The 21,467-nt window shown below is 39.4% G+C and carries 15 protein-coding genes; 12 read left to right on the top strand and 3 right to left on the bottom strand.

All coding sequences use genetic code 11. From position 1 onward, the window contains the following. Positions 1-17 precede the first annotated feature (17 nt). From MWU78_RS10195 to MWU78_RS10170, 6 genes are all read left to right on the top strand, one after another. The gene (locus tag MWU78_RS10195) at positions 18-716 is read left to right on the top strand and encodes an SGNH/GDSL hydrolase family protein (RefSeq protein ID WP_246997566.1); all 699 of its coding nucleotides are present in this window, start codon (positions 18-20) and stop codon (positions 714-716) included. Between the two features lie 18 nt (positions 717-734). Continuing rightward, on the top strand, positions 735-2,333 hold the full coding sequence (locus tag MWU78_RS10190) for a glycosyl hydrolase family 28 protein (protein WP_246997564.1): 1,599 nt from the start codon (positions 735-737) through the stop codon (positions 2,331-2,333). Between the two features lie 121 nt (positions 2,334-2,454). Beyond that, positions 2,455-2,661 (top strand): hypothetical protein, encoded by a 207-nt coding sequence (locus MWU78_RS10185; RefSeq protein WP_246997561.1) that lies wholly within the window; start codon positions 2,455-2,457, stop codon positions 2,659-2,661. A 6-nt stretch (positions 2,662-2,667) separates the two neighbouring features. Beyond that, positions 2,668-4,254, top strand: coding sequence for a glycoside hydrolase family 27 protein (locus tag MWU78_RS10180; RefSeq protein WP_246997560.1), 1,587 nt, complete (start codon positions 2,668-2,670; stop codon positions 4,252-4,254). 15 nt (positions 4,255-4,269) lie between these two features. Beyond that, positions 4,270-5,601 (top strand): FAD-dependent oxidoreductase, encoded by a 1,332-nt coding sequence (locus tag MWU78_RS10175; protein WP_246997558.1) that lies wholly within the window; start codon positions 4,270-4,272, stop codon positions 5,599-5,601. A 140-nt stretch (positions 5,602-5,741) separates the two neighbouring features. Continuing rightward, positions 5,742-7,388: a glycosyl hydrolase family 28 protein gene (locus tag MWU78_RS10170; RefSeq protein ID WP_246997556.1), complete on the top strand. Its 1,647-nt coding sequence runs from the start codon at positions 5,742-5,744 to the stop codon at positions 7,386-7,388. Positions 7,389-7,669: 281 nt separating this feature from the next. Here the strand turns inward: MWU78_RS10170 and MWU78_RS10165 are convergent, their stop codons facing one another. After that, positions 7,670-8,704: a dihydrodipicolinate synthase family protein gene (locus tag MWU78_RS10165; protein WP_246997554.1), complete on the bottom strand. Its 1,035-nt coding sequence runs from the start codon at positions 8,702-8,704 to the stop codon at positions 7,670-7,672. A 692-nt stretch (positions 8,705-9,396) separates the two neighbouring features. Between MWU78_RS10165 and MWU78_RS10160 the strand changes: the two genes are divergently transcribed. Next, a complete protein-coding gene (locus tag MWU78_RS10160) occupies positions 9,397-10,590 on the top strand; it encodes a sialidase family protein (protein WP_246997552.1) in 1,194 nt (397 codons plus the stop codon). Positions 10,591-10,640: 50 nt separating this feature from the next. Continuing rightward, positions 10,641-11,804 carry a sialidase family protein gene (locus MWU78_RS10155; RefSeq protein ID WP_246997550.1) on the top strand — a complete coding sequence of 388 codons (1,164 nt, stop codon included), beginning with the start codon at positions 10,641-10,643 and terminating at the stop codon, positions 11,802-11,804. Between the two features lie 107 nt (positions 11,805-11,911). Here the strand turns inward: MWU78_RS10155 and MWU78_RS10150 are convergent, their stop codons facing one another. Continuing rightward, on the bottom strand, positions 11,912-14,269 hold the full coding sequence (locus MWU78_RS10150) for an alpha-L-fucosidase (RefSeq protein WP_246997548.1): 2,358 nt from the start codon (positions 14,267-14,269) through the stop codon (positions 11,912-11,914). 573 nt (positions 14,270-14,842) lie between these two features. On the opposite strand from MWU78_RS10150, the gene rimP reads away from it, so the two are divergent. From rimP to infB, 3 genes are read left to right on the top strand one after another with little or no spacing between them, the layout of a single operon-like run. Next, the gene (gene rimP, locus MWU78_RS10145; RefSeq protein WP_246997546.1) at positions 14,843-15,304 is read left to right on the top strand and encodes a ribosome assembly cofactor RimP; all 462 of its coding nucleotides are present in this window, start codon (positions 14,843-14,845) and stop codon (positions 15,302-15,304) included. 13 nt (positions 15,305-15,317) lie between these two features. Beyond that, the gene (gene nusA, locus MWU78_RS10140) at positions 15,318-16,550 is read left to right on the top strand and encodes a transcription termination factor NusA (RefSeq protein WP_103443077.1); all 1,233 of its coding nucleotides are present in this window, start codon (positions 15,318-15,320) and stop codon (positions 16,548-16,550) included. Positions 16,551-16,593: 43 nt separating this feature from the next. Beyond that, positions 16,594-19,470, top strand: coding sequence for a translation initiation factor IF-2 (gene infB / locus MWU78_RS10135; protein WP_246997544.1), 2,877 nt, complete (start codon positions 16,594-16,596; stop codon positions 19,468-19,470). A gap of 42 nt (positions 19,471-19,512) precedes the next feature. Here the strand turns inward: infB and MWU78_RS10130 are convergent, their stop codons facing one another. Further along, positions 19,513-19,884, bottom strand: coding sequence for an SPOR domain-containing protein (locus tag MWU78_RS10130; RefSeq protein ID WP_246997541.1), 372 nt, complete (start codon positions 19,882-19,884; stop codon positions 19,513-19,515). Positions 19,885-20,113: 229 nt separating this feature from the next. On the opposite strand from MWU78_RS10130, the gene MWU78_RS10125 reads away from it, so the two are divergent. Continuing rightward, positions 20,114-21,442 (top strand): c-type cytochrome, encoded by a 1,329-nt coding sequence (locus MWU78_RS10125; RefSeq protein ID WP_246997539.1) that lies wholly within the window; start codon positions 20,114-20,116, stop codon positions 21,440-21,442. Positions 21,443-21,467: the final 25 nt, after the last annotated feature.

The following is a 21,467-nucleotide window of genomic DNA, read 5'->3' as shown; positions in this document are numbered from 1 at the left end:
ACAGTAAACGAAGCATTATGAAAAGAGTAGTATTAAGTATCATGCTCCTTGTTACTTTCTCGGCAATAACAGCTTTTTGTGTAAAACCAATACCCAAGCTATTTTTAATTGGCGATAGCATTTCAATTCAGTATGGGCCATTTTTGGAAGAATACCTAGAGGGAAAAATTCAGTTCGAACGCAAAGTGGATGATGGAAGTGCTGAGAAGAACTTGGATATTCCTACAGGAGCTAATGGAGGTGATTCTCGCATGGTATTGGAATACCTTCGTGCTAAAGTAGAGGATTGGCAATTTACTCCGGATTATCTCCTATTAAATTGTGGTTTGCACGATATAAAAAGAAATCCGGAATCGAATAAAATCCAGGTATCCCAGAATGAATATCGAAAGAATCTTGAAGCCATTTTTCAGTTATTGAAGCACAAGGAGATTCAAGTGTTATGGATGAGAACAACACCGGTTGTGGATAGTATTCATAATATGAAACAGAAGTGGTTTAAGCGTTATGCCGCCGACCTGAAGATATACAACCAAATCGCGGATGAGGTTTGTGAAAAAAATAATATTGCAGTAATAGATCTTTATGATTTCACCCAAAAATTGGGTGTTGGGCAGTTTGCCGATCATGTTCATTTTAAGGAGAATGCCCGTGCATTACAGGCTGCATATATTACAGGATTTTTAGAAAAATATATAAAGAAATCAGACTATTAATTATTATAAAGTGTAACAATGAAAAAAGGAAAGAATTATTTATTTGTATTGGTCCTGCTATTGGTAGTAACAAATATTCAGGCAAGAGATTTTAATATCCTAGATTTTGGTGCTAAACAAGAAAGCATGAACAATGCACCAGCAATACAAGCTGCTATTGATTCATGTACCTCTAATGGAGGAGGAAGAGTGGTTATACCGGCGGGGAATTTTGTAACCGGAACGCTGATCATGAAGGATAATGTAGAACTTCATGTATCTAATGGAGCTGTACTTTTGGGAAGTAAGAATATTGAACATTACCCAGATATAAAACCTGAATATGCTTCGTTAAGAACAAGTGGTTATGTAAAACAATTAATTTATGCCGAGAATGTAAAAAACATCAAAATTTCAGGTTTTGGCGAAATAGACGGACAAGGGAGAGGTTTTAAAAGAGTAGGAAACGATGAGGGAGTTAACCGGCCTCATATGATTCAATTCATTTCGTGTTACAATGTGGGCGTTTACGATGTTTCACTTAAAAATTCAGGTGCATGGATGCAGCATTATCTAGCTTGTGAAGAGGTTCAAATAAGGGGAATAAAGATTTTTAATCACAACAATTACAACAACGATGGATTAGATATTGATGGATGTAAGAATGTTACTATTTCTGATATCATCTCCGATACGGATGATGACGGCATCACTCTAAAAAGTGCTTCTGGAAGGCCCTGTGAAAATATTAGTATTACAAACAGTGTTGTAAGCAGCCACTGCAATGCCATAAAGATGGGGACCGAATCGAACGGAGGATTCCGGAATATTTCAATTAGTAATTGTGTGGTAAAGCCTTCTGCAGTTACTGATTCCACTTTCTATGGACAGAAAATCGGTATTTCAGGTCTAGCCCTGGAAATAGTTGATGGCGGAACAATGGAAGGTGTTGTTATTTCAGGAATTAAAATTGAAGGTACTTTCGCTCCTATTTTTATTCGATTGGGTAATCGTGCCAGACCTTATCAAGAAGGAATGGAAATCACGAATGTTGGTAAATTAGGAGATGTTTTAATTAGCGATGTTCATATTTCAAACGCTAAAAATATAGCTTGCTCAATAACTGGACTTCCAGATAACCCCGTTCAAAATATTATTCTTAATAATATAGTTCTTAAACATGAAGGGGGCGGAGTCTTGGCGGACTTTAATAACGAGATTCCTGAAAAAGAAAAAGATTACCCTGAAGGGACTATGTTTGGAATACTTCCTGCCCACGGTTTTTTTATCCGTCACGCTAAAAATATTACATTAAAGTCGATACAAATAGAAACGCAGGCTGAAGATTTACGACCTGCTTTTATATTGGAAGATGTATCCGGGGGCCAGTTTTCAGACATTCAGTTATTAAATAAAGGCAAGTCAGTTGCAGGATTTGCGTTGAAAGATAGTGAGCATATCCTAGTAAAAAACAGCTTCTATAATAGTGATTCTGATTCGTTCGTGAAAATGATGGGAGGAAAATTAAGCGGGATTTCAATTCTCAATAATGTGCTGTACCAATCTAAATCAATATTTTCAGAAAAGCAGAGAAGTAAGAGTATAATTGAACAAGGAAATGTTTTTCTAAAGCGATAATTTTTCTTGCAGAGATTTACAAAAGTGTTCCATTCTTAATCTATGGTAGATTGTTCCATGAATAAAAGTCAAATATAGGACGACTTACTATCCGGACTTTCAACATAGAAGAAGATTAAAAATGACACACAACTTCACGGAGTTGCCAAAGGAAATGGAACGACATAAGTTGATCGGGGTTTATGATACGCAGAGCCTAGTATTGACCGATGGATTGGCTACGGAAGAGAATCCCGAAAATTGGGTCGTATTTATGGCCCGACCCATCGGGCCGTTGGTGACATCTGGGGGCTCGGATACTAAAATTTATTATCGAATTATAGAATAGTTGATCATGAGAAAATTACTTTGTCTATTAGTATTAACATGTAGCAATATACACGCACAAAAGGTATTTGATGCGCGCATTGGTGAAAAAGAAATTCTTACACCTTTGCCCAGCCAGGAACCTAAAATTAACGGGCCTAAGTTATATGGTGCAAGGCCCGGTAAAGAGTTTGTTTTTCGAATTCCGTGTCAAGGAGAACGTCCGATAAAATTTGAAATAGTAGGATTGACCCACCAATTGAACCTAGATACGGATAAGGGAATTATAACCGGAACTGTTCCTAAGGAGAAAGGCGAATATCCTATGAAGGTAATTGCCAGCAATAAATATGGAAAGGTTTCTCGCGAATTTAAATTGGTGGTAGGTGAACAAATTGCTTTGACCCCACCAACGGGTTGGAATTCGTGGGGCGGTCATATGTTAATGATAACGGATGATATAATGCGAAAAACGGCCGATATTTTTGTTGAAAAAGGATTTGCAGATGTCGGTTTTCAGTACATATCGATTGATGATTGCTGGATGAAAACAAGTAAGGAAAGTTTTGCAACCAAAAAAGACTATAAAAAGAAACAGCACGAAGGGTTTAGTTTTGATGGTCTGGTTGGCGAAGTAAGGAATACGGAAGGTAATGTTATTCCTAACAACAACTTCCCTGATATGAAAGCAATGACCGATTATATTCATAACTATGGTTTAAAAGTAGGTATCTACAGTTCACCAGGTCCTTATACATGCCAAAACTTTGAGGGTTCTTTAGGGTATGAGAAGCTAGATGCAGATCAGTATGCAAATTGGGGATTTGATCTGTTAAAATATGATTTGTGTTCGGGCAACAGTTATTTGAAGGGCAACAGGGGTTTAAGTGAATCCTATCCACAATCTGCGCTTTGGCAGCCAATGGCTATATATCTCAGCTTACAGAAACGGGATATATTATTTAATTTATGTCAATACGGATTCGAAAATCCCTGGGAATGGGCGCCCGATTTAGGTATTGCAACCTGGCGAACCGGGGGTGATTTGAACCACAATGTTGAAAATTATTTTAAGGAAGCTTTAAGAATATCTACTGAATTGAGAGCCTACAGTAAACCAGGGCAATGGAATGATCCAGATTTTATGTATATCCATAAACTTCGCGACCATCGTAAAATGGTGAATCCAAGCCAAGAAATTAAATTAAGCACAAACCAGCGATACCAGTACGTTACTTTATGGTCCATAATCAGCGCGCCCTTCTTTTTTTCCTGCGATATCAATGAAATTGATGAGTTTACAATTAGGCTACTTACTAATCCGGATGTTATGAATATTAACCAGGATGAATTGGGCCATGTAGCTGAAACCATAAAAAATGAGGACGATGAAGTTATCATGATAAAAAGATTGGCAGATAGCTCAAAGGTATTGGCAGTATTTAACAATAGCACAGTTGATGAACGGGTAATCGATGTTGATTTAAAAACTATGGGTTTTCAAAATAGCGTGGAAGTTTTTGATGTTTGGAGACAAGAAAATCTGAGCATGGTGGCAGAAAAAATATCAATACGATTAAGTCCAAATGGAGTGGGGCTATTTATTCTTAAATAAAAAATAAACCATTATATGAAAAGTGGAAGAAGATCATTTTTTAGAAAGGGCCTGTTTGCCACGGTTGGGTTGTCAATTTTTGATATCCATAAATCATTTGCTTCTGATCCGCAATTACCAGAAGGCTTCATCATAGAGGACGAACGATTGACCGAGATTAAGGGAAAATATGATGTTGTAGTGTGTGGTGCCGGGCCTGCGGGCGTATGTGCGGCAATAAAAGCGGGGAGGTTAGGGGCCAAAGTACTGCTTGTGGAGGCCAATGGTTGTTTAGGAGGGGTATGGACGGCCGGACTGCTAAGCTGGATTTTGGACTGGCAAAACAAAACAGGTCTAATACAGGAGATAACATCGGAATTAATAAAACGTGGAGCCACCAGTGACTATTATGAGGGTAAAAGCTTTCCTTTTGATGTAGAGGAAATGAAGGTGCTTCTTGAAGAGATGTGTTTGAAAACCAATAATATTCAAATACTGCTTCACACTAGGTTGGTCGATGTGATACAAACCGATAAGAAGCTCTCCCATATAGTAACGGAGTCAAAATCTGGCAGGGAGGCATGGGAAGGAAAAATGTTTATTGATTGCACGGGCGATGGCGATCTAGCGGCATTTTCGGGGTGTGAATTTGATTTTGGCGAGAACAAAACAGGACTGACCCAACCGTTTACCCTTTTGGCAATGATATCAGGGGTTACGTATGAAAGCATAAAGCCCTTTGTTAGAAAGGTAAATGATCAGGGTTCAAAAATGTTGGTTCTAAAAGAAATGAGAAAAGCGGGTATGGAACCCAGCATAAATCAACCGGGCATATTTCCGATCAGGGAAGACCTGTTTATGGTTATGTTCAATCATGAATATGAAAAGTCTGCATTAAACACTGTAGATGTCACGAATGCTACAATACATGCCAGAGCCGAAATAATGAAATTGGTGAAAGGGTTAAAATCGCTGGGTAAACCATGGGAAGATGTATACGTGGTTGCTACGGCAGAACATATAGGTGTCCGCGAAGGAAGAAGGATAAAGGGGCAATATACGGTAACCGAAAATGACTTAATTATCGGCAAAAAACATGATGATAATGTTTGTACGGTCACATTCCCCGTTGACGTGCATTCGCTTACCGAAGAAGAGTCCAATTCAGGAAAAGAATACGGACGAGGCATAAAAAGCAAGCCTTATGACATTCCCATTAGGGCGTTAATCTCAAAAGACAAGGAGAACCTTTTAATGGCCGGGCGTAATATCTCGGGTGATTTTATTGCGTTTTCAAGTTATAGGGTCACTGGAAATGCGGTTGCCATGGGAGAAGCGGCCGGCGAATATGCCGTTGGAAGATTATAGCCATAGAATAACAATCGCTATTAGGGGCATACACAATGTCTGGGCAGATTAGGTGGGAGTGTTGCTTTCTCAACGAAGCAAATAGGGGACAGTGTGCTTGATGGATAGCGCGTGTCGTACATCGATTAAAAAAATTGAAATTGAAAATAGGTAAGTTTTTCATTATGAATGTATCCAGTGTATTAAAAAATAAGATGAGCAGTGTAAGTAGATCTATACTTCTTGGAGTATTTTGTTTGTTGGGCACCATAAATACTTATGGTAGAGAGATTAATATTTTAACCAAGGGAGCAATTTCAGACTCCCTTACATTGAACACACATATAATTCAATCTGCGATAGATGAGCTTACTTTGGAAGGAGGCGGAACGGTCATTGTGCCGGCCGGAAAGTTTTCAACGGGGCCCTTGCATCTCAAAGATAATGTTGAGTTGCATCTGAAAACCGGTGCGTTTCTCTACGGAAGTACTGACGCGAAGCTTTATCAGAGAGGGAGTTCATGGAGGGCCTGGGCCTTGATCAACGCAAGGGGACAAAAGAATGTTTCAGTAACCGGGAACGGCACTATTAATGGGCTGGGTGATGCTGAGGTATGGCAAAGGGGCGACAATGCCGGAGGACGCCCGAATATTATATATTTCTTGGAGTGCGAAAATGTTTTGGTCGATGGGATTACCATGATCAATGCTGCCTTGGCGGTGTCAGATTTTCAGTCCTGCAATTATGTGAGGATTAATGGGGTTAAAATATACAGTTTTGGAAATCATAATAATGACGGAATAGATATCGACAGTAGCAATGTGGTTGTTTCAAACTGCATAATCGAAACCGAAGACGATGCCCTTTGTTTTAAAAGCAACAGGGCTAATCTACCCTCTGAAAATATTACGGTCACCAATTGTGTTTTGGCATCTAATTGCAACGGTATAAAGTTTGGCACAACGTCGCGTACGGGTTTCAAAAATATATCAGTAACCAATTGTGTTATTAAGCGCCCGACAGAAGATAATTTCAGACATTGGGATAAAAATATTGAAGGTGTTGATTCTGAAAAAACTGTTATATCAGGTCTTGCTTTGGAGGTGGTTGATGGAGGAGTTATGGATCAGATTCTAATTTCAGATATTATAATGGATGGAGTTCAAACGCCTATTTTCATAAAACTAGGAGACAGGAAAAGACCTGATGGCACTCCAGGACAATTAAAAAACATTCAAATTAACAATATAATTGCCAAGAATGCCAGCTTAATTTCAAGCAGTATTACGGGATACCCTGGAAATAATATACAAAATGTAAAAATTTCGAATGTGGATATAACATATAAAGGCGGTGGTACAGAAAAACAGTATCAGCGAGTTGTGCCAGAAAACGAAAAAGATTATCCTGAGAATCGAATGTTTGGACACTCGTTGCCAGCGTATGGTTTTTTTATTAGGCATGTTGAAAATATTACGCTGCAATCCATACAAATGAGGACAGTTGCCGAAGATATACGACCCGCATTTTGGCTGGATGATGTTTCCGGGGGGGAGTTTTCAGACATTCAGCTATTAAATACCGGCACATCAGTTGCAGGTTTTGTAATGAGTGATAGTGAAGGTATTTTGGTGAAAAATAGCTTGTACAACAGTCAGTCCGATTCTTTTGTAAAAATGAAAGGCGGGAAATTATGCGGCATTACAATTCTCAATAATGTGCTGCTCCAGTCTAAATCAATATTTTCAGAAAATAGGCCGGAAAGCAAGAATTGGTTTGAGCAAGGGAATGTATTTCTAAAGCAATAATAATCCGTGCGTTCAGTTTGCAAACGCGTTTCATTTTTAGTCTCTTAGGTGAAACGTTTTATGTGTTGAAGTGAAATTAATAACGTCCATTTATTTAGATAACATGGGGGCAATTTTTAATATTGATGGAGAAAGTCCCTGAAACTTATCACCTTTTGTATACGGAATAAAATCGTCCAATAGTGTAACGGTTTTTGCATTCTGATAGGGGAAGTGGATTAGACCTCATTATAATCGAGTACCATGGCAATCTATTCCAACATATTTTTCGCCTTTTAGTCTTAGCCGTAGGTCACAAGATCTATCTCTACGTCTTCGCATAAAGCTGAAAGCTCCTTCCAGAGGAATTCCAAACGGACTTTATCCGAATTATCCAAGGGCAAGGTATTCTTCCTGCTGTTTATGGTCAAATCTAGGCCTCGCAAGTTCATGAAATATTTGGCGCCGATGGAATATTTTTTACCGATAACTGATTTGTTCGCAAGGATGAAATCATTGACTTTTTTCACAGATTCCGAAACCTCTTTAGCCCTTCCGTTTTGCCACAAATAAGAAAACAATTCTGGGTAATAATTGCCTGCAATACAGGATATGCCCGCGCCTCCATGTCTAATAGAATGCAATACATCCGGAGAATGTGCATTGTAAATACCTAAAGAAGAATTGGAAGTTATCTCTATCTTCTGGGCGACCAAAGCTGCATTGCAGGTAGTATCTTTAAAGTATAGAAACCTTCCTGTTTTTTGGAGCTGGTCCAACATTTCAGGACTGATATTCCGAGAATAGGGACTGGGGCACTCGTAAATCCCCAAGGGAATATTTCCGGTTTGATTCATTATACCTTCAAAGGAATTTAGTAGCTCAGAATCCATTTCCTCTTTTCCGACCATTACGGAGGGAATTAAAACGACAGCCTTAACTCCGGTATCATAAATTTTCTTTACAAAATCTACATTTTCCGTCACTTGGGCAGAAAATGTTCCGGTGGACACAACGGGAAGTTCGGTGTGTTCAACTACGAACTTCGTAAGGTCTATGCGTTCTTGATCACTGAGATTGTACATTTCACTGGAACCACAATTTGCAAATAAGCCCGTGGACCCAGAATCTTCATACCACTGAATTAGTCTTTTTAATCCTTGGTAATCAATAGATAGATCCTCGTTAAAGGGGGTCATCATTACTGGCCAAAAGCCACCGGGCAGTTTATTTTCAAGGTCATTAAAAGGCAGATTTTCAAAGCCTCTACTTAACCATATACCGCCTAAAGTTGTCATAAATGCAGTACTCACAAATTTTCTACGGGTCCAATTCATTCTATATTAAGTTTATTTTACTCATTGACTAATTTAGAACTAAAATCCTGAGGGTTAAGGTACTGAATTTTGGGTATCAAGATAAATCGGTTATAGATTATTAGCTTCATTTTTTGGTATTGTTGTGGAGGGACCTTAAAAAGGGGATTCTTTAAAGGAAGATGAATGCGCTGGAATTAGGGCGTTGAACGGTTGCATTTCTTTGTCAATCTTCTGTGATGAGGTTATCCAATTTCCTGCTCATGGAAGAGTCATTTTTTATATTTAATACCTTAATAATTTTTCAATATTTTTTATCCTCCAACAACTTACTCGTAAAAAACTGATGGGCAAGAAGTGTTGTTTTTAATTAATTTGAAAATATAATTTTCCTTTTGAATGTATGCCATAAATGGTCCCGTATGGGGATTTCTTGATCAAATATACCTTCTCTGATGGTATAAAAAATCTATGAAAGTTGGAATATGCAGTGTTTCATATTATATTTCCACCTTTATTCAAAGGTAAAAGAGAGATCCCTTTATGAAATTCGCTTAATCGTTTAAATTAAAAATGTTATTTTGCATGGAGTGTCAACATGGTGTTGTATAAAGAAGCTATCAAATTAATAAAGGAGTACCATTATGAATTTATATAATTTATCGAGAATTAACTTTTTTCTATGCCTCGTAATATTAAGTTTTTCCTCTACAATGGCACTAGCTCAGAAACACCAAAGAGAAAAGCCTGGCACTATAGGTACATCGGCTTATGATTTTAATCCTGATTATGAGAAGGTCAAGTCAAGGGTCAGTTATGTTCCGGGGATTAAGGTGATCAGAGGTGAAACCCATGTGATTGTTCCCGAACAAGAATTTTTCTGCCCTGCTGGCAGTGTTTTCAAATTCAACAATGGAGATATTCAGGTATTTGACAGGCGTTCCAATAATGGTGGAAAGACCTGGCAACAGGTTCCCCATATTCTGGAAAACTCTACCTACCAGTTTCCGGGACCAGAAGGGGAAGTGGTCATGTTTCAATCGGATAATGCCGCAGGTGGTTCCACTAGCGCAGGAAGACCCGAGGTTTCTTTGCAAAAGACTGAGGAGGAGGGTGTTCTGGAAGCTAACTTTTTTCGTTCAAAGGATAATGGATTAACTAGAGTTAGTGATCCTGCCAAAATTTATTTGCCTGAAAGATATAAGGATTGGTCAGGCGTTTTATGCCGTAATATTGTTGGGCTCAATGATGGCAGCCTACTTATGAGTATGTATCTCAGAAATGGCATCAAGAACACCATTGAGAATAAATTTCGTGATATTGTTCTTAAATCCTCGGATAGAGGTAAGACCTGGCATTATTTATCAACGGTGGCCTTTGATATGTCAGAAGATAATAGGGGCGAAGGTTTTAATGAAGCATCCCTGTTGGTTCTTCCAGATGGTAAGATTAACTGCTTTATGCGGTCGGGTGCCAGTTATCAGGCCTCTTTGGGTAGTTTTAATAACAACGATTGGGATAATAAAATGCCTTTCAGTTTTGGACAACAAACACCTATTTATAAGTGCGTATCCGTTGATGGTGGTAAAAATTGGAGTATCCCGGATCCCATAACTGCTCATGGTGTTTGGCCAGATGCAGCTCTAATGAAAAATGGAATTACGGCCTTGACCTATGGTAGGCCTGGCAATTGGATGATGTTTAACATAGGAGAGAGCGATACCTGGGGGCCTATAATACCATTTTACAACGATCTTTATCCCCCAGATTGCGGAAATTATGTTTCAGTGACGGAAGTAGCCCCGGACATTTTGCTGGTAGTGTATTCCCGCACCAACCCTAACGATCATTGGAAAAGCGAACTTGTTGGCACCTACTTTAACGTTAGGGCCATGACGGAAAAGTAACTATTACGCCTTGGCGATTATTCAAATGTTTGATTTATAAAAACAAAAATATGATGAATTTAAAAGTTTGCTACCTATTACTTATAACCACAATGTTGCATAATTTGTGTTTAGGTCAAAGGGATAAAACCTTCCTTGACCCGCCCAAATTAATAAAGAATCCATCATCCGTGGAGTATTATTCACTCGAAAACAGAAAATTTACTGGTATTTCTAGCCTCGCTGTTAGCGCTAAAGGGCGAATGTGGGCAACATGGTATTCCGGAATAACACCAGGGGAAGATGCTAATAATTATGTAGTTGTTTCTACTAGTGGGGATAATGGGCAAACCTGGGAAGAAGTACTTGTGATAGATTCTGATAAACAGGGTCCTGTTAGGGCTTTTGATCCAGAAATATGGATTGATCCTGCAGGTAAACTCTGGATTTTTTGGTCTCAATCAATTCATAAGGAGATGGATAAGCATTACGATGGCATTAATACAGGTGTCTGGGTTTTGACTATTGATGATGCGGAAGAAAGTAATCCAACTTGGCCCATCCCTAAACGAATTGTTGATGGTATTATGATGTGTAAGCCAATCGTGTTATCTACAGGTGAATGGGTTTTACCAGTTTCAACATGGCAAATAAACGATGGCGCAAAAGCAGTTGTATCAGTTGATCATGGGCAAAGCTGGCAAGTGCGGGGAGCTGTTAACATTCCAGAATTAGCGCGTAATGCTGATGAACACATGATCGTTGAAAGAAAGGATGGAACATTATGGATGCTTGTTCGTACCACATATGGAATAGGAGAAAGTATTTCAAAGGACAAGGGGTATTCATGGACCCCACTAATACCTTCCAAAATTCAACATCCAACGGCTAGATTCTTTATTTATCGACTTAATTCTGGAAATCTATTGCTAGTAAAACATGGGCCAATAGATATGAAAATTGGACGATCTCACCTCATGGCTTTTATTTCTAAAGATGATGGGTTTACATGGTCCGATGGATTATTGCTGGACCAAAGAAAAGACGTTTCCTACCCAGATGGTCAACAAACGGCTGATGGGACTATTTATCTTACTTATGATTATAAGCGCAGGAGTGAACAAAAGATTTATCTTACCAGTTTCTCGGAGGATGATATGGAGTTGGGCTCTGATAGAACAATTTTAGAGGTATATAAACGAAGGGTGCTTATAAGTCAAGGTGGCGCACAATAATCCATTAATTCGAGCTATAAAGGTGAATATTTGGCCATAAAATGGATAGATACGACTTAAGTCCCTTATTTTCATCCGGTTTTCTTAATTGATTCTAATTTTACAGTTTATTTTTCCGAAAAATAAACTGTAAAATTTTTAATAAACATCCTTTCATCTTCCCCTTCCAAAGTAAGTTGAAGTTTAGTGGATTTGATTGCAGGGAAAGTTTGAATGCGCTTCCTGCCTATACTTTGGCCTTCTGCAATAGTTTGCCATTGCATATCAACGTACGCTTCAATTTTGTAGGTATTGATGTGTTGGCCATGTTTTATATCTTCCTCCAGGACCAGTAGATTTACTTTTTGCTTTTTGTACAAATCAATTACAAGTTGGTTGTTGGGTTGATCAACTATTGAGGAGGTACTGCCTAAAGGTGTTGCAAAAGTCTCTTCCAGCGTTTTACCAAATTCGGATAATCGCTTTACTTCAGCCTCGGGAATAAGGCCAGTGATGTCCGGTGTCATGTTGACAAGCAGGTTGGCGCCACGGCCAATGGTTTCAAAATATACATTCTTTAAGAAAGGAATATCCCGCAATGTTTTGTCCGAATCCGGTGTCCAAAACCAGGTGCTTCTGGTATGTAGGTTGGCCTCAGCGGGAATCCAGCCTGCATTTTGAGGGCCCACCCACATTTCCAGCCCATCTCCTGGTCTTACAATATTTTCTAAGGGATAAGTGGCCCAACCTTGTTCACTTCCGGACCACCTAACATCCGGTTTTGTGCCTCCCATAATTACTGCATCGGGTTGTAAATGCTTTACCATGGAGTGGATGGCATCTCCATAGGCAGTTCCAAGTGGTTGCATGGTTTTAGGGTCCATTACGTCCCATCCAAAGGGGTCGTAGGCGCCATCGAACCAAAGGTATGATATCTCGCCATAGTTGGTCAATAGTTCTCTTAGTTGTTCCATAAATACAGGAAAATACCTGTGAATATCCCCTATAATTTTTCTTTCGCCCTGGGGGTCTGGAGTACTATTGCATCCAAAATGCTTATCGCCTCCTGATACATATAGGCCAATTTCGATATTGTATTTCCGGCAAGCTTTTACAAATTCAGCAACAACATCGCCTTTGCCCATTTTCCAAGGTGATTTTTTTATAGAGTAATCAGTAGTTTCGGTTGGCCACAGGCAATAGCCATTATGATGTTTGGCTGTTAAAACTATATGTTTGGCGCCAAAGGATATGGCTGTTCTAACCCATTGCTCGGCATCCAATTGGGAAGGATTGAAAACCTCGGCAGCGGGTACGGACATCATGTCGGATTCAATATAGGCTGCAGGGCCATAATGAATAAATGCACCTAATTGCCTTTCCTGATATGCAAGTTGTTGTGGGGTAGGTTTATTGGTTACCTCAAATGTGGGGCTTTTTCCATTCATTGTTTGTTCCTGAGGAGCGGTAAGAACAGGTGTCCAATTGCCTTTGTGCTCAGGAGGAGCTTCAGTGTTTACTCTGCTCTCTTCGAAAAAATGTTCGAATAGTTCCTTAGGGGTTCCTTCATAAGTAGCCCTTTGCAAATCGCCAGCAATTTGTTGATTTCCTCCTGTAAAATAAAGAATAGTTTTCCCTTTAAAATAACACAGTTCCACATCGGAAGCATTGTTTTCACTGATTTTGGGATCGGTCAAAGGCATGTTAAAGTGGGTTGGGTCAAAAGTAACGAAAGGCCTGTCAGCCGGTGCATCCTCCCAATTAATCAAATCTTTTGAGCGCGTAATATGCGTTTCCCATGATTTATTAAGTGCCTCCAGGTATAGGGTATAATACCAGCCCCCTTCATAGTATAAAGCAGGACCACCTACATATTTGTTGGTTCCATAAATGGCATCTGGAATTTCCTTCCAGTTAATCAGGTCTGTCGATTCCAAATATCTGAACATAAAAGGTTTCCACTTGGGGTCATTGGTCTCGTAAAGCAGTATAAACTTATCCTTTCCCCTGCATACCGCGGTGTTGAAAAAGAACTCTTTTCCCGTGGCCCTAAATGCAGTTCGGGGCTTTGACCAATTTTTCAAATCTTTTGAACTGGTCATGGTTATCTCTGTCATTTGACGCCAAGGTTTTTCCTTTCCGTAGTTACCGGCGAAAACATAGACGGTGTCCTTCCAGGTCAATACTGTTCCGAAACCATGATTTCTTAAGGGAACAGTAATTATTTTCCCCGATTCGAGGTCCCTTATTGGTATTTCATCTTTATGAAAATAATCTCCCGGTTTGGCCCCTTCCACATCCCAGAAGTGTTGGTTGTTTTCCAAGAGGTATAATTTGTTTTGGAAAACAAAGGGAGAAGTTTCAACTAATGGGGAGTTGAGGCGCGGCTCTTTTTTTATGGGATTCTCAAAAGGCGTTTGCGCAAGAACGTTGCAACTAATGAGGCACATCATCAAAAGGCTGAACAGTTTTGTTAAATTTGTCATCGGACTCTTATCTTGTTTCGTAGTCTAAAAATATGTTGAATCCTTATTAATAACCCCTTGATTTTACTCAATGTATGATGGTAATTTAGCAAAACATCAAGAATTTGGTCGAAAAAGGGAGATTGCCAATTAATTGGATTGGGTCGGATTAGGATGGACTCGTAAATTGTGATTGATTTTATTTTTGCACTATTTATTTTTTTGTACCACAGTGTATAGAAGTGCGTGAAATAAAAATTTTACCGAAAAGAGCAGGTGTCAAGGTGAAGAATCAGCTTGAAATGTGGAGGTAGCGGTTTTGTCATGGGTGGGGAAATTAGAGGATAGACCCTAAATGGAGAGCGGGAATTTTACGTATCTTTTTTAGAATAAATAACTTAGATTATTGTAGAATCTAAAAATTATGTATATTTGCCGTGCTGAAAGAATATAAAGTATTCATGAGGGGACAATTTGTCCCCTCTTTTATTACTATACTTTATTTAAACGGTACGGTAAAAGAACAGCTTTAAGTTATATTCTGAGGCATGTCGATTTCAGATTTAAAGCAGGTGTTTAATAAAACCGAAGTATATGTTGAAGGAAAAAGTTACTGCACTTTTAGAAGAGGCGTTAAAGGAGGATCAATCACTTTTTTTATTGGATTTCTCCGTAACCGCGGATAATAAGATAAGGATAACCTTGGACGGTGATCATGGTGTTACTTTGCAGGATTGTATGAATGTAAGTCGTGCCATAGAGCATAATTTGGACAGGGAGGAAGAGGATTTTTCCTTGGAAGTTGCTTCAGCAGGAGCAGCCGCACCGATCAAATTACCTAGGCAGTACGCAAAAAATCTAGGAAGAAAGCTTGAAGTTAAGACCCAGGATATGGAATTCGAGGGTAAGTTAACAGAGGCATCAGAGGATAGTATTACCTTGGAATGGAAAGATAGGGAACCCAAACCCATAGGAAAAGGGAAAATTACGGTTCAGAAAAAGCAGCAAATCGCTATTTCTGATATTAAAGAAGCTAAAGTTGTATTAAAATTTTAATTGTAGTTCAAAAATGGAAAATATTGCGCTAATCGAATCTTTCTCAGAATTTAAAGATGATAAATTCATAGATAGGGTAACGCTAATGGCGATTTTGGAGGATGTTTTTAGGAATGCGTTAAAGAAGAAGTTTGGTTCCGATGACAATTTCGATATCATTATAAACCCGGACAAAGGGGATTTGGAGATTTGGAGAAACAGGGTAGTGGTTGAGGATGGAGAAGTGGAAGATCCAAACGAGGAGATTTCGCTTTCGGCAGCAAGAAAGATAGAACCGGATTTTGAAGTTGGTGAGGATGTATCCGAAGAAGTTAAATTGATCGATCTTGGGAGAAGAGCTATTCTGGCTTTAAGACAAAATCTTATCTCTAAGATACACGAGCACGATAATACTACAATTTATAAACAATTTAAGGACCTTGAAGGTGAGATTTATACCGCAGAGGTGCATCATATAAGGCATAAGGCAATTATTCTTTTGGATGACGAAGGAAATGAGATAATTTTGCCAAAAGACAAACAGATACCGTCCGATTTCTTTAGGAAAGGGGATAATGTACGTGGTATAATAGAAAGTGTTGAGCTAAAAGGCAACAAGCCTACCATAATCATGTCCAGAAGTTCTCCTTTGTTTTTGGAGCAACTTTTCTTTCAGGAAATCCCAGAGGTTTTTGATGGTTTGATCACTATTAAGAAAGCAGTAAGGATACCAGGGGAAAAAGCCAAAGTGGCTGTGGATTCCTATGATGATCGTATTGATCCCGTAGGGGCCTGCGTAGGTATGAAGGGGTCTAGGATACATGGAATTGTCCGTGAATTGGGCAATGAGAATATCGATGTTATAAACTGGACCAGTAATCCACAGTTATTGGTTACAAGGGCATTGAGTCCTGCAAGGGTTTCTTCTGTGAAATTGAACGATGAGAAAATGACTGCTCAAGTATATCTTAGACCAGAGGAGGTTTCCAAGGCGATAGGTAGAGGAGGTCATAATATTAGGTTGGCAGGACAATTGACCGGTTATGAGATCGATGTTTTCCGTGAAGGTGTTGAGGAAGATGTGGAACTAACAGAGTTCTCCGATGAAATTGAAGCTTGGATCATTGAAGAATTTAAGAAAATTGGTATGGATACGGCCAGAAGCGTTTTGGAACAAGATGTTGCTGATTTGGTAAAAAGAACCGATTTGGAAGAGGAAACAATTTTGGAAGTTGTGCGAATTCTTAAGGAAGAATTAGAAGATTAAACTATATATTAGCAGTAAATTACAAGAATAGGAATTTTTTTTTATGGCGGATAATGCAACGATAAGGCTTAATAAAGTCCTAAGAGAACTTAATATTTCATTGGACCGGGCGGTAGACTATCTCGGGTCCAAAGGGCATGATATAGATGCACGGCCTACCACTAAAATATCTAATGAGGTATATCAAGTTCTGTTGGATGAGTTCCAGACGGACATGAGCAAGAAAGTTGCGTCCAAAGAGGTGGGTGAAGAAAAGCGGAAGGAAAAGGAAGCTATACGATTACAATTGGAGCAAGAGCAAGAGGAGAAAAGGCTTGCAAGGGAAAAGAGGGCCGAGAGAGATAATATCATCAAGGGTCGAGTGGAACTTGTAGGGCCAAAAACTGTTGGAAAAATAGATTTGGACGCAGGTAAGAAAACCACTCCAGTTGCACCAGTTAAAAAAGAAGAGGTTGTTCCGGAAAAGGAACCAGAAAAGGCTCCTCAAAAGGCTCCGGAAAAAGTGGAGGAAGTTGTTTCTAAGGATTCCAAAGAACAGGAATCCAAAGAAGAGGTGAAGGCAGAAGTTCATGAAAAAGTGGAAGTGCCCAAAGTTAAGGAAGAAGCAGCTCCAAAGGAAGAAGCAACTCCAAAGGTAGAAGTTGTTAAGCCTGAATCTGTTAAGCCTGAAGAGGTTAAGGAGGTTAAAGAAGTTAAGGAAGATAAAAAGGAAGAGGCGTCCGCCGTAGAGGGGGAATCCACAGGAGAGAATGAGGTTATAGCCACTAAATATCAAAAGCTTAGTGGGCCTAAGATTATGGGGGATAAAATTGATCTTACCAGATTCGAAAAACCCAAAAAGAAAAAAGAAGCTCCAAAAGCAGGAGATGCTGCCGATAGGAAGAAGAGAAGAAAACGAATAGTAAGTAAGCCTGGTGACAGTTCTACAAGTAGACCGCCTGCTGCCAAAGGACGTGGTCCAGTGGTTAGAAGAGCTCCCGGACAACGTTTTGTATCCAGTGCCAAGGTAGAGCCTACCGAGGAAGATGTACAAAAACAGGTAAGGGAAACCTTGGAAAAACTTCAAGGAAAATCCAAAAAAGGAAAAGGTGCCAAGTATAGAAGGGATAAGAGAGATCAACACCGTCAGCAAACGGAAAAGGACCTAGAACAACAGGAACTTGAAAGTAAAATATTAAAGGTTACAGAATTCGTTACAGCCAGTGAAGTGGCAACAATGATGGATGTGCCAACTACCAAAATTATTTCGGCTTGTATGTCACTTGGTATCATGGTAACCATGAACCAACGATTGGATGCTGAAACTTTGTCCATAGTCGCCGATGAATTTGGTTATGAAGTTGAATTTGTAACTGCGGACTTGGAGGAGAGTATTGTAGAGGATGAAGATTCTCCGGAAGATTTGCAGCCAAGAGCTCCTATTGTTACCGTTATGGGACATGTGGATCACGGTAAAACTTCTTTACTGGATTATATAAGAAAGGAAAATGTTATTGCGGGTGAAAGTGGAGGTATCACACAGCACATAGGCGCCTATGGGGTTACACTTGATAACGGACAAATGATTTCCTTTTTGGATACCCCAGGTCACGAGGCCTTTACGGCTATGCGTGCCCGTGGTGCCCAAGTAACGGATATAGCAATTATTGTGGTAGCGGCAGATGATGATATTATGCCCCAGACCAAAGAAGCCATTAGCCACGCGCAAGCGGCAGGGGTTCCAATAATTTTTGCAATAAACAAAATAGATAAGCCTACGGCCAATCCTGAGAAGATTAAAGACGGTCTAGCGCAAATGAACTTATTGGTCGAAGACTGGGGTGGAAAAATTCAGTCGCACGATATTTCGGCAAAGACCGGGCTTGGAGTTAAGGAGTTGTTGGAAAAAGTACTTCTGGAGGCAGAACTTCTTGAACTTAAGGCCAATCCTAATAAGTTGGCTTCAGGTACTGTGGTGGAAGCCTTTTTGGATAAGGGAAGAGGATATGTTTCAACTATTCTTGTTCAGGCAGGTACCTTGAAAATAGGTGATTATGTATTGGCAGGAACTTGCAGTGGTAAGGTTAAGGCCATGCAGGATGAGCGTGGAAACAGTATTAAGGAAGTAGGGCCATCGCGACCAATATCCATTTTAGGATTGGATGGAGCTCCACAGGCTGGAGATAAATTCAACGTTCTTGAGGATGAACGTGAGGCCAAGCAGATTGCTACCAAACGTTCCCAATTATTGAGGGAACAATCGGTTAGGACCCAACGTCATATTACCTTGGACGAGATAGGAAGACGTATTGCGCTTGGAGACTTTAAAGAATTGAACATTATCCTTAAAGGGGATGTGGATGGGTCTGTAGAGGCTTTAACAGATTCGTTCCAGAAGTTGTCCACAGATGAAATACAAGTGAACATTATCCATAAAGCGGTTGGACCTATTACGGAATCCGATGTGTTGTTGGCATCTGCCTCCGATGCGGTTATCATAGGTTTTAACGTAAGACCAATGGGTAATGCCAGACAGGTTGCGGAAAAAGAGGAAATAGATATTAGAATGTATTCTATTATTTATGATGCTATCAACGATCTTAAAGATGCAATGGAAGGTATGTTGTCTCCTGTTATGAAAGAAGAGATTACAGGTACTGCTGAAATCCGTGAGACCTTTAAGATATCCAAAATCGGTACCATTGCGGGTTGTATGGTTACCAGTGGTAAGATCTTTAGAAATTCTAATATTAGATTAATTAGGGATGGTGTGGTTATTTACACTGGAGAGTTCTCTTCCCTTAAGAGATTTAAAGATGATGTTAAAGAGGTTGCCAAAGGATATGACTGTGGTTTGCAAATTAAGAATTACAACGAAATACAGGAATTGGATGTCATAGAAGCATTCCAGGAAGTGGCTGTTAAAAAGAAGTTGAAATAGCCTGAAATAATTTATAAAAAGAATTTAAAAAGAGAAAGCGACCTAATTGGTCGCTTTTTCTGGTTTTAAGAGCATGGCACTCGGGTATTTTTGCCTTACCTCAATAAGTTTTCGCTCCCCTTCCAATTGGGTTTTGAACTTGCCTATCCTAACCCGGTAACTGGGGGATTCAAAATCGATTTTGGTAGGCCAAGTAGGGAAATCCTTGTCTACATTTGCCTTTAGGATTTCAGCTTCCCTAAAGGAGCCAAACCCAACTTGGATCCTGTAATGACTGCTACTTTCGTTTACAGATTTATAGATTCCCATTAAGTCCGTGATTTTTTCGTCTTGTTGAATATTGATATTGCCCTGTTGTGCGTTGCAATAAAAAGCGGAACAAGCTAAAATAAGTGAAAAAGGAATGGTTTTCATAGGGTTTTTATGTTAAGAATTTTAGACGTTACAAATGTAAATTATTAAGAATCAATCAAAAGATTTTATTTTTATTTAGAATTGGTATAAATTGTGAATTATCAATACCTTAACATTTCCCAAATAAAGTCTAATGTGTATTTTTGCCATCAATTTGAGCATGGTTATTCCAATTGTTATTTTGAATGTATAAATATCATGCCAAACATTCGATAGAAATATTTTTAATATGAAAAAGGTTCCATACCGCAATCTAATTTCTAAAGTTTTAGGTGTCAGTCTGGTAGTAGTATTACTGCTTTCAAATTCCCTTCTTGCTCAAGAAACTGTCGCCGCTTCATCGGGTGAAGGTGACGCTGCTAAGGGTAAACAGCTGTTTAACCAGAATTGTGCCGCGTGTCACTCTTTAAACAAGAAGATGACCGGTCCGGCCTTGGCAGGGGTTACTGAAAAGTATGACAAGGAGTGGCTTTATCAGTGGGTAAAGAACAGTCCTGCGATGATCAAAGCCGGGGATGCCGACGCCTTGAAAATTTACAATGAGTACAATCAGGCGGCAATGACACCTTTTCCGTTATTGTCCAATCAGGATATTGATGATATTTTAGCATATACCGATGCGCCTCCAGTGGTAGCTGCAACACCTGTAGCTGTTGATGGTGCTGCTCAAGGCAGTGGGGGTTCCTCTGGAATTTCCAATGAAATAATTTTGGGTGCCTTGGCATTGGTCTTTGCCATGTTGGTGATGATGCTTGTCTTGGTGAACAAAACCTTGAGACGTATTGCTGAAGCAAACGGTGTGGTATTGGAAAAAGAATTGGCCGAGAAAAGGACGCCAATTTGGAAGGCTTTTGCGCAAAATCAATTTTTGGTACTAGTATTTTCTATATTCCTATTATTGGGCAGTGCTTACTTTGCTTATGGTTGGATGATGCAGGTTGGTGTGGATCAAGGTTATGCTCCAATACAGCCTATTCATTATTCACATAAAATACATGCCGGTGATAATGCAATAGAATGTAAATATTGTCATTCTTCTGCAAGGGTATCCAAGACTTCAGGGATACCATCCTTAAATGTGTGTATGAACTGTCATAAATCCATTTATGAATACAAAGGAAATCCAGAAGGTCCAAGTCAGGAAGATTTGGCAAATGGGTATACCAATGAATTCTATACGGGTGAAATCAAAAAATTGTACAAGGCTGTAGGATGGGATGAGGAAAATCAGAAGTATACTGGTGAATCCAAACCGGTGGAATGGGTGAGGATTCATAATCTTCCAGATTTTGCATACTTCAATCACTCGCAGCACGTTTCTGTGGCAGGTATTGAATGTCAGACATGTCATGGACCTGTTGAGGAAATGGAAATTATGTATCAATATTCTCCGTTAACTATGGGTTGGTGTATTAATTGTCACCGTGAGACCAATGTTAAGGTGGAGGGTAACGCGTATTATGAAAAGATTCATTCTGAACTTTCCAAAAAATACGGGGTTGATAAACTTACGGCCGCTCAAATGGGTGGATTGGAATGTGGTAAGTGTCACTATTAATCAAACTAATTAGAAGATAATTTCA

It is taken from the genome of Arenibacter sp. F26102 (assembly GCF_023015865.1).
GTDB lineage: Bacteria > Bacteroidota > Bacteroidia > Flavobacteriales > Flavobacteriaceae > Arenibacter.
This window is presented reverse-complemented; position numbering and strand designations above follow the sequence as displayed.

Bases quoted from the DNA above. Each gene is read 5' to 3' on its own strand.
- MWU78_RS10155 (WP_246997550.1), top strand. From the start codon at position 10,641: ATGATGAATTTAAAAGTTTGCTACCTATTACTTATAACCACAATGTTG.
- MWU78_RS10195 (WP_246997566.1), top strand. From the start codon at position 18: ATGAAAAGAGTAGTATTAAGTATCATGCTCCTTGTTACTTTCTCGGCA.
- MWU78_RS10125 (WP_246997539.1), top strand. From the start codon at position 20,114: ATGAAAAAGGTTCCATACCGCAATCTAATTTCTAAAGTTTTAGGTGTC.
- MWU78_RS10165 (WP_246997554.1), bottom strand. From the start codon at position 8,704: ATGAATTGGACCCGTAGAAAATTTGTGAGTACTGCATTTATGACAACT.
- MWU78_RS10185 (WP_246997561.1), top strand. From the start codon at position 2,455: ATGACACACAACTTCACGGAGTTGCCAAAGGAAATGGAACGACATAAG.
- MWU78_RS10130 (WP_246997541.1), bottom strand. From the start codon at position 19,884: ATGAAAACCATTCCTTTTTCACTTATTTTAGCTTGTTCCGCTTTTTAT.
- MWU78_RS10190 (WP_246997564.1), top strand. From the start codon at position 735: ATGAAAAAAGGAAAGAATTATTTATTTGTATTGGTCCTGCTATTGGTA.
- nusA (WP_103443077.1), top strand. From the start codon at position 15,318: ATGGAAAATATTGCGCTAATCGAATCTTTCTCAGAATTTAAAGATGAT.
- rimP (WP_246997546.1), top strand. From the start codon at position 14,843: ATGTTGAAGGAAAAAGTTACTGCACTTTTAGAAGAGGCGTTAAAGGAG.
- MWU78_RS10160 (WP_246997552.1), top strand. From the start codon at position 9,397: ATGGCACTAGCTCAGAAACACCAAAGAGAAAAGCCTGGCACTATAGGT.
- MWU78_RS10180 (WP_246997560.1), top strand. From the start codon at position 2,668: ATGAGAAAATTACTTTGTCTATTAGTATTAACATGTAGCAATATACAC.
- MWU78_RS10150 (WP_246997548.1), bottom strand. From the start codon at position 14,269: ATGACAAATTTAACAAAACTGTTCAGCCTTTTGATGATGTGCCTCATT.
- MWU78_RS10175 (WP_246997558.1), top strand. From the start codon at position 4,270: ATGAAAAGTGGAAGAAGATCATTTTTTAGAAAGGGCCTGTTTGCCACG.
- infB (WP_246997544.1), top strand. From the start codon at position 16,594: ATGGCGGATAATGCAACGATAAGGCTTAATAAAGTCCTAAGAGAACTT.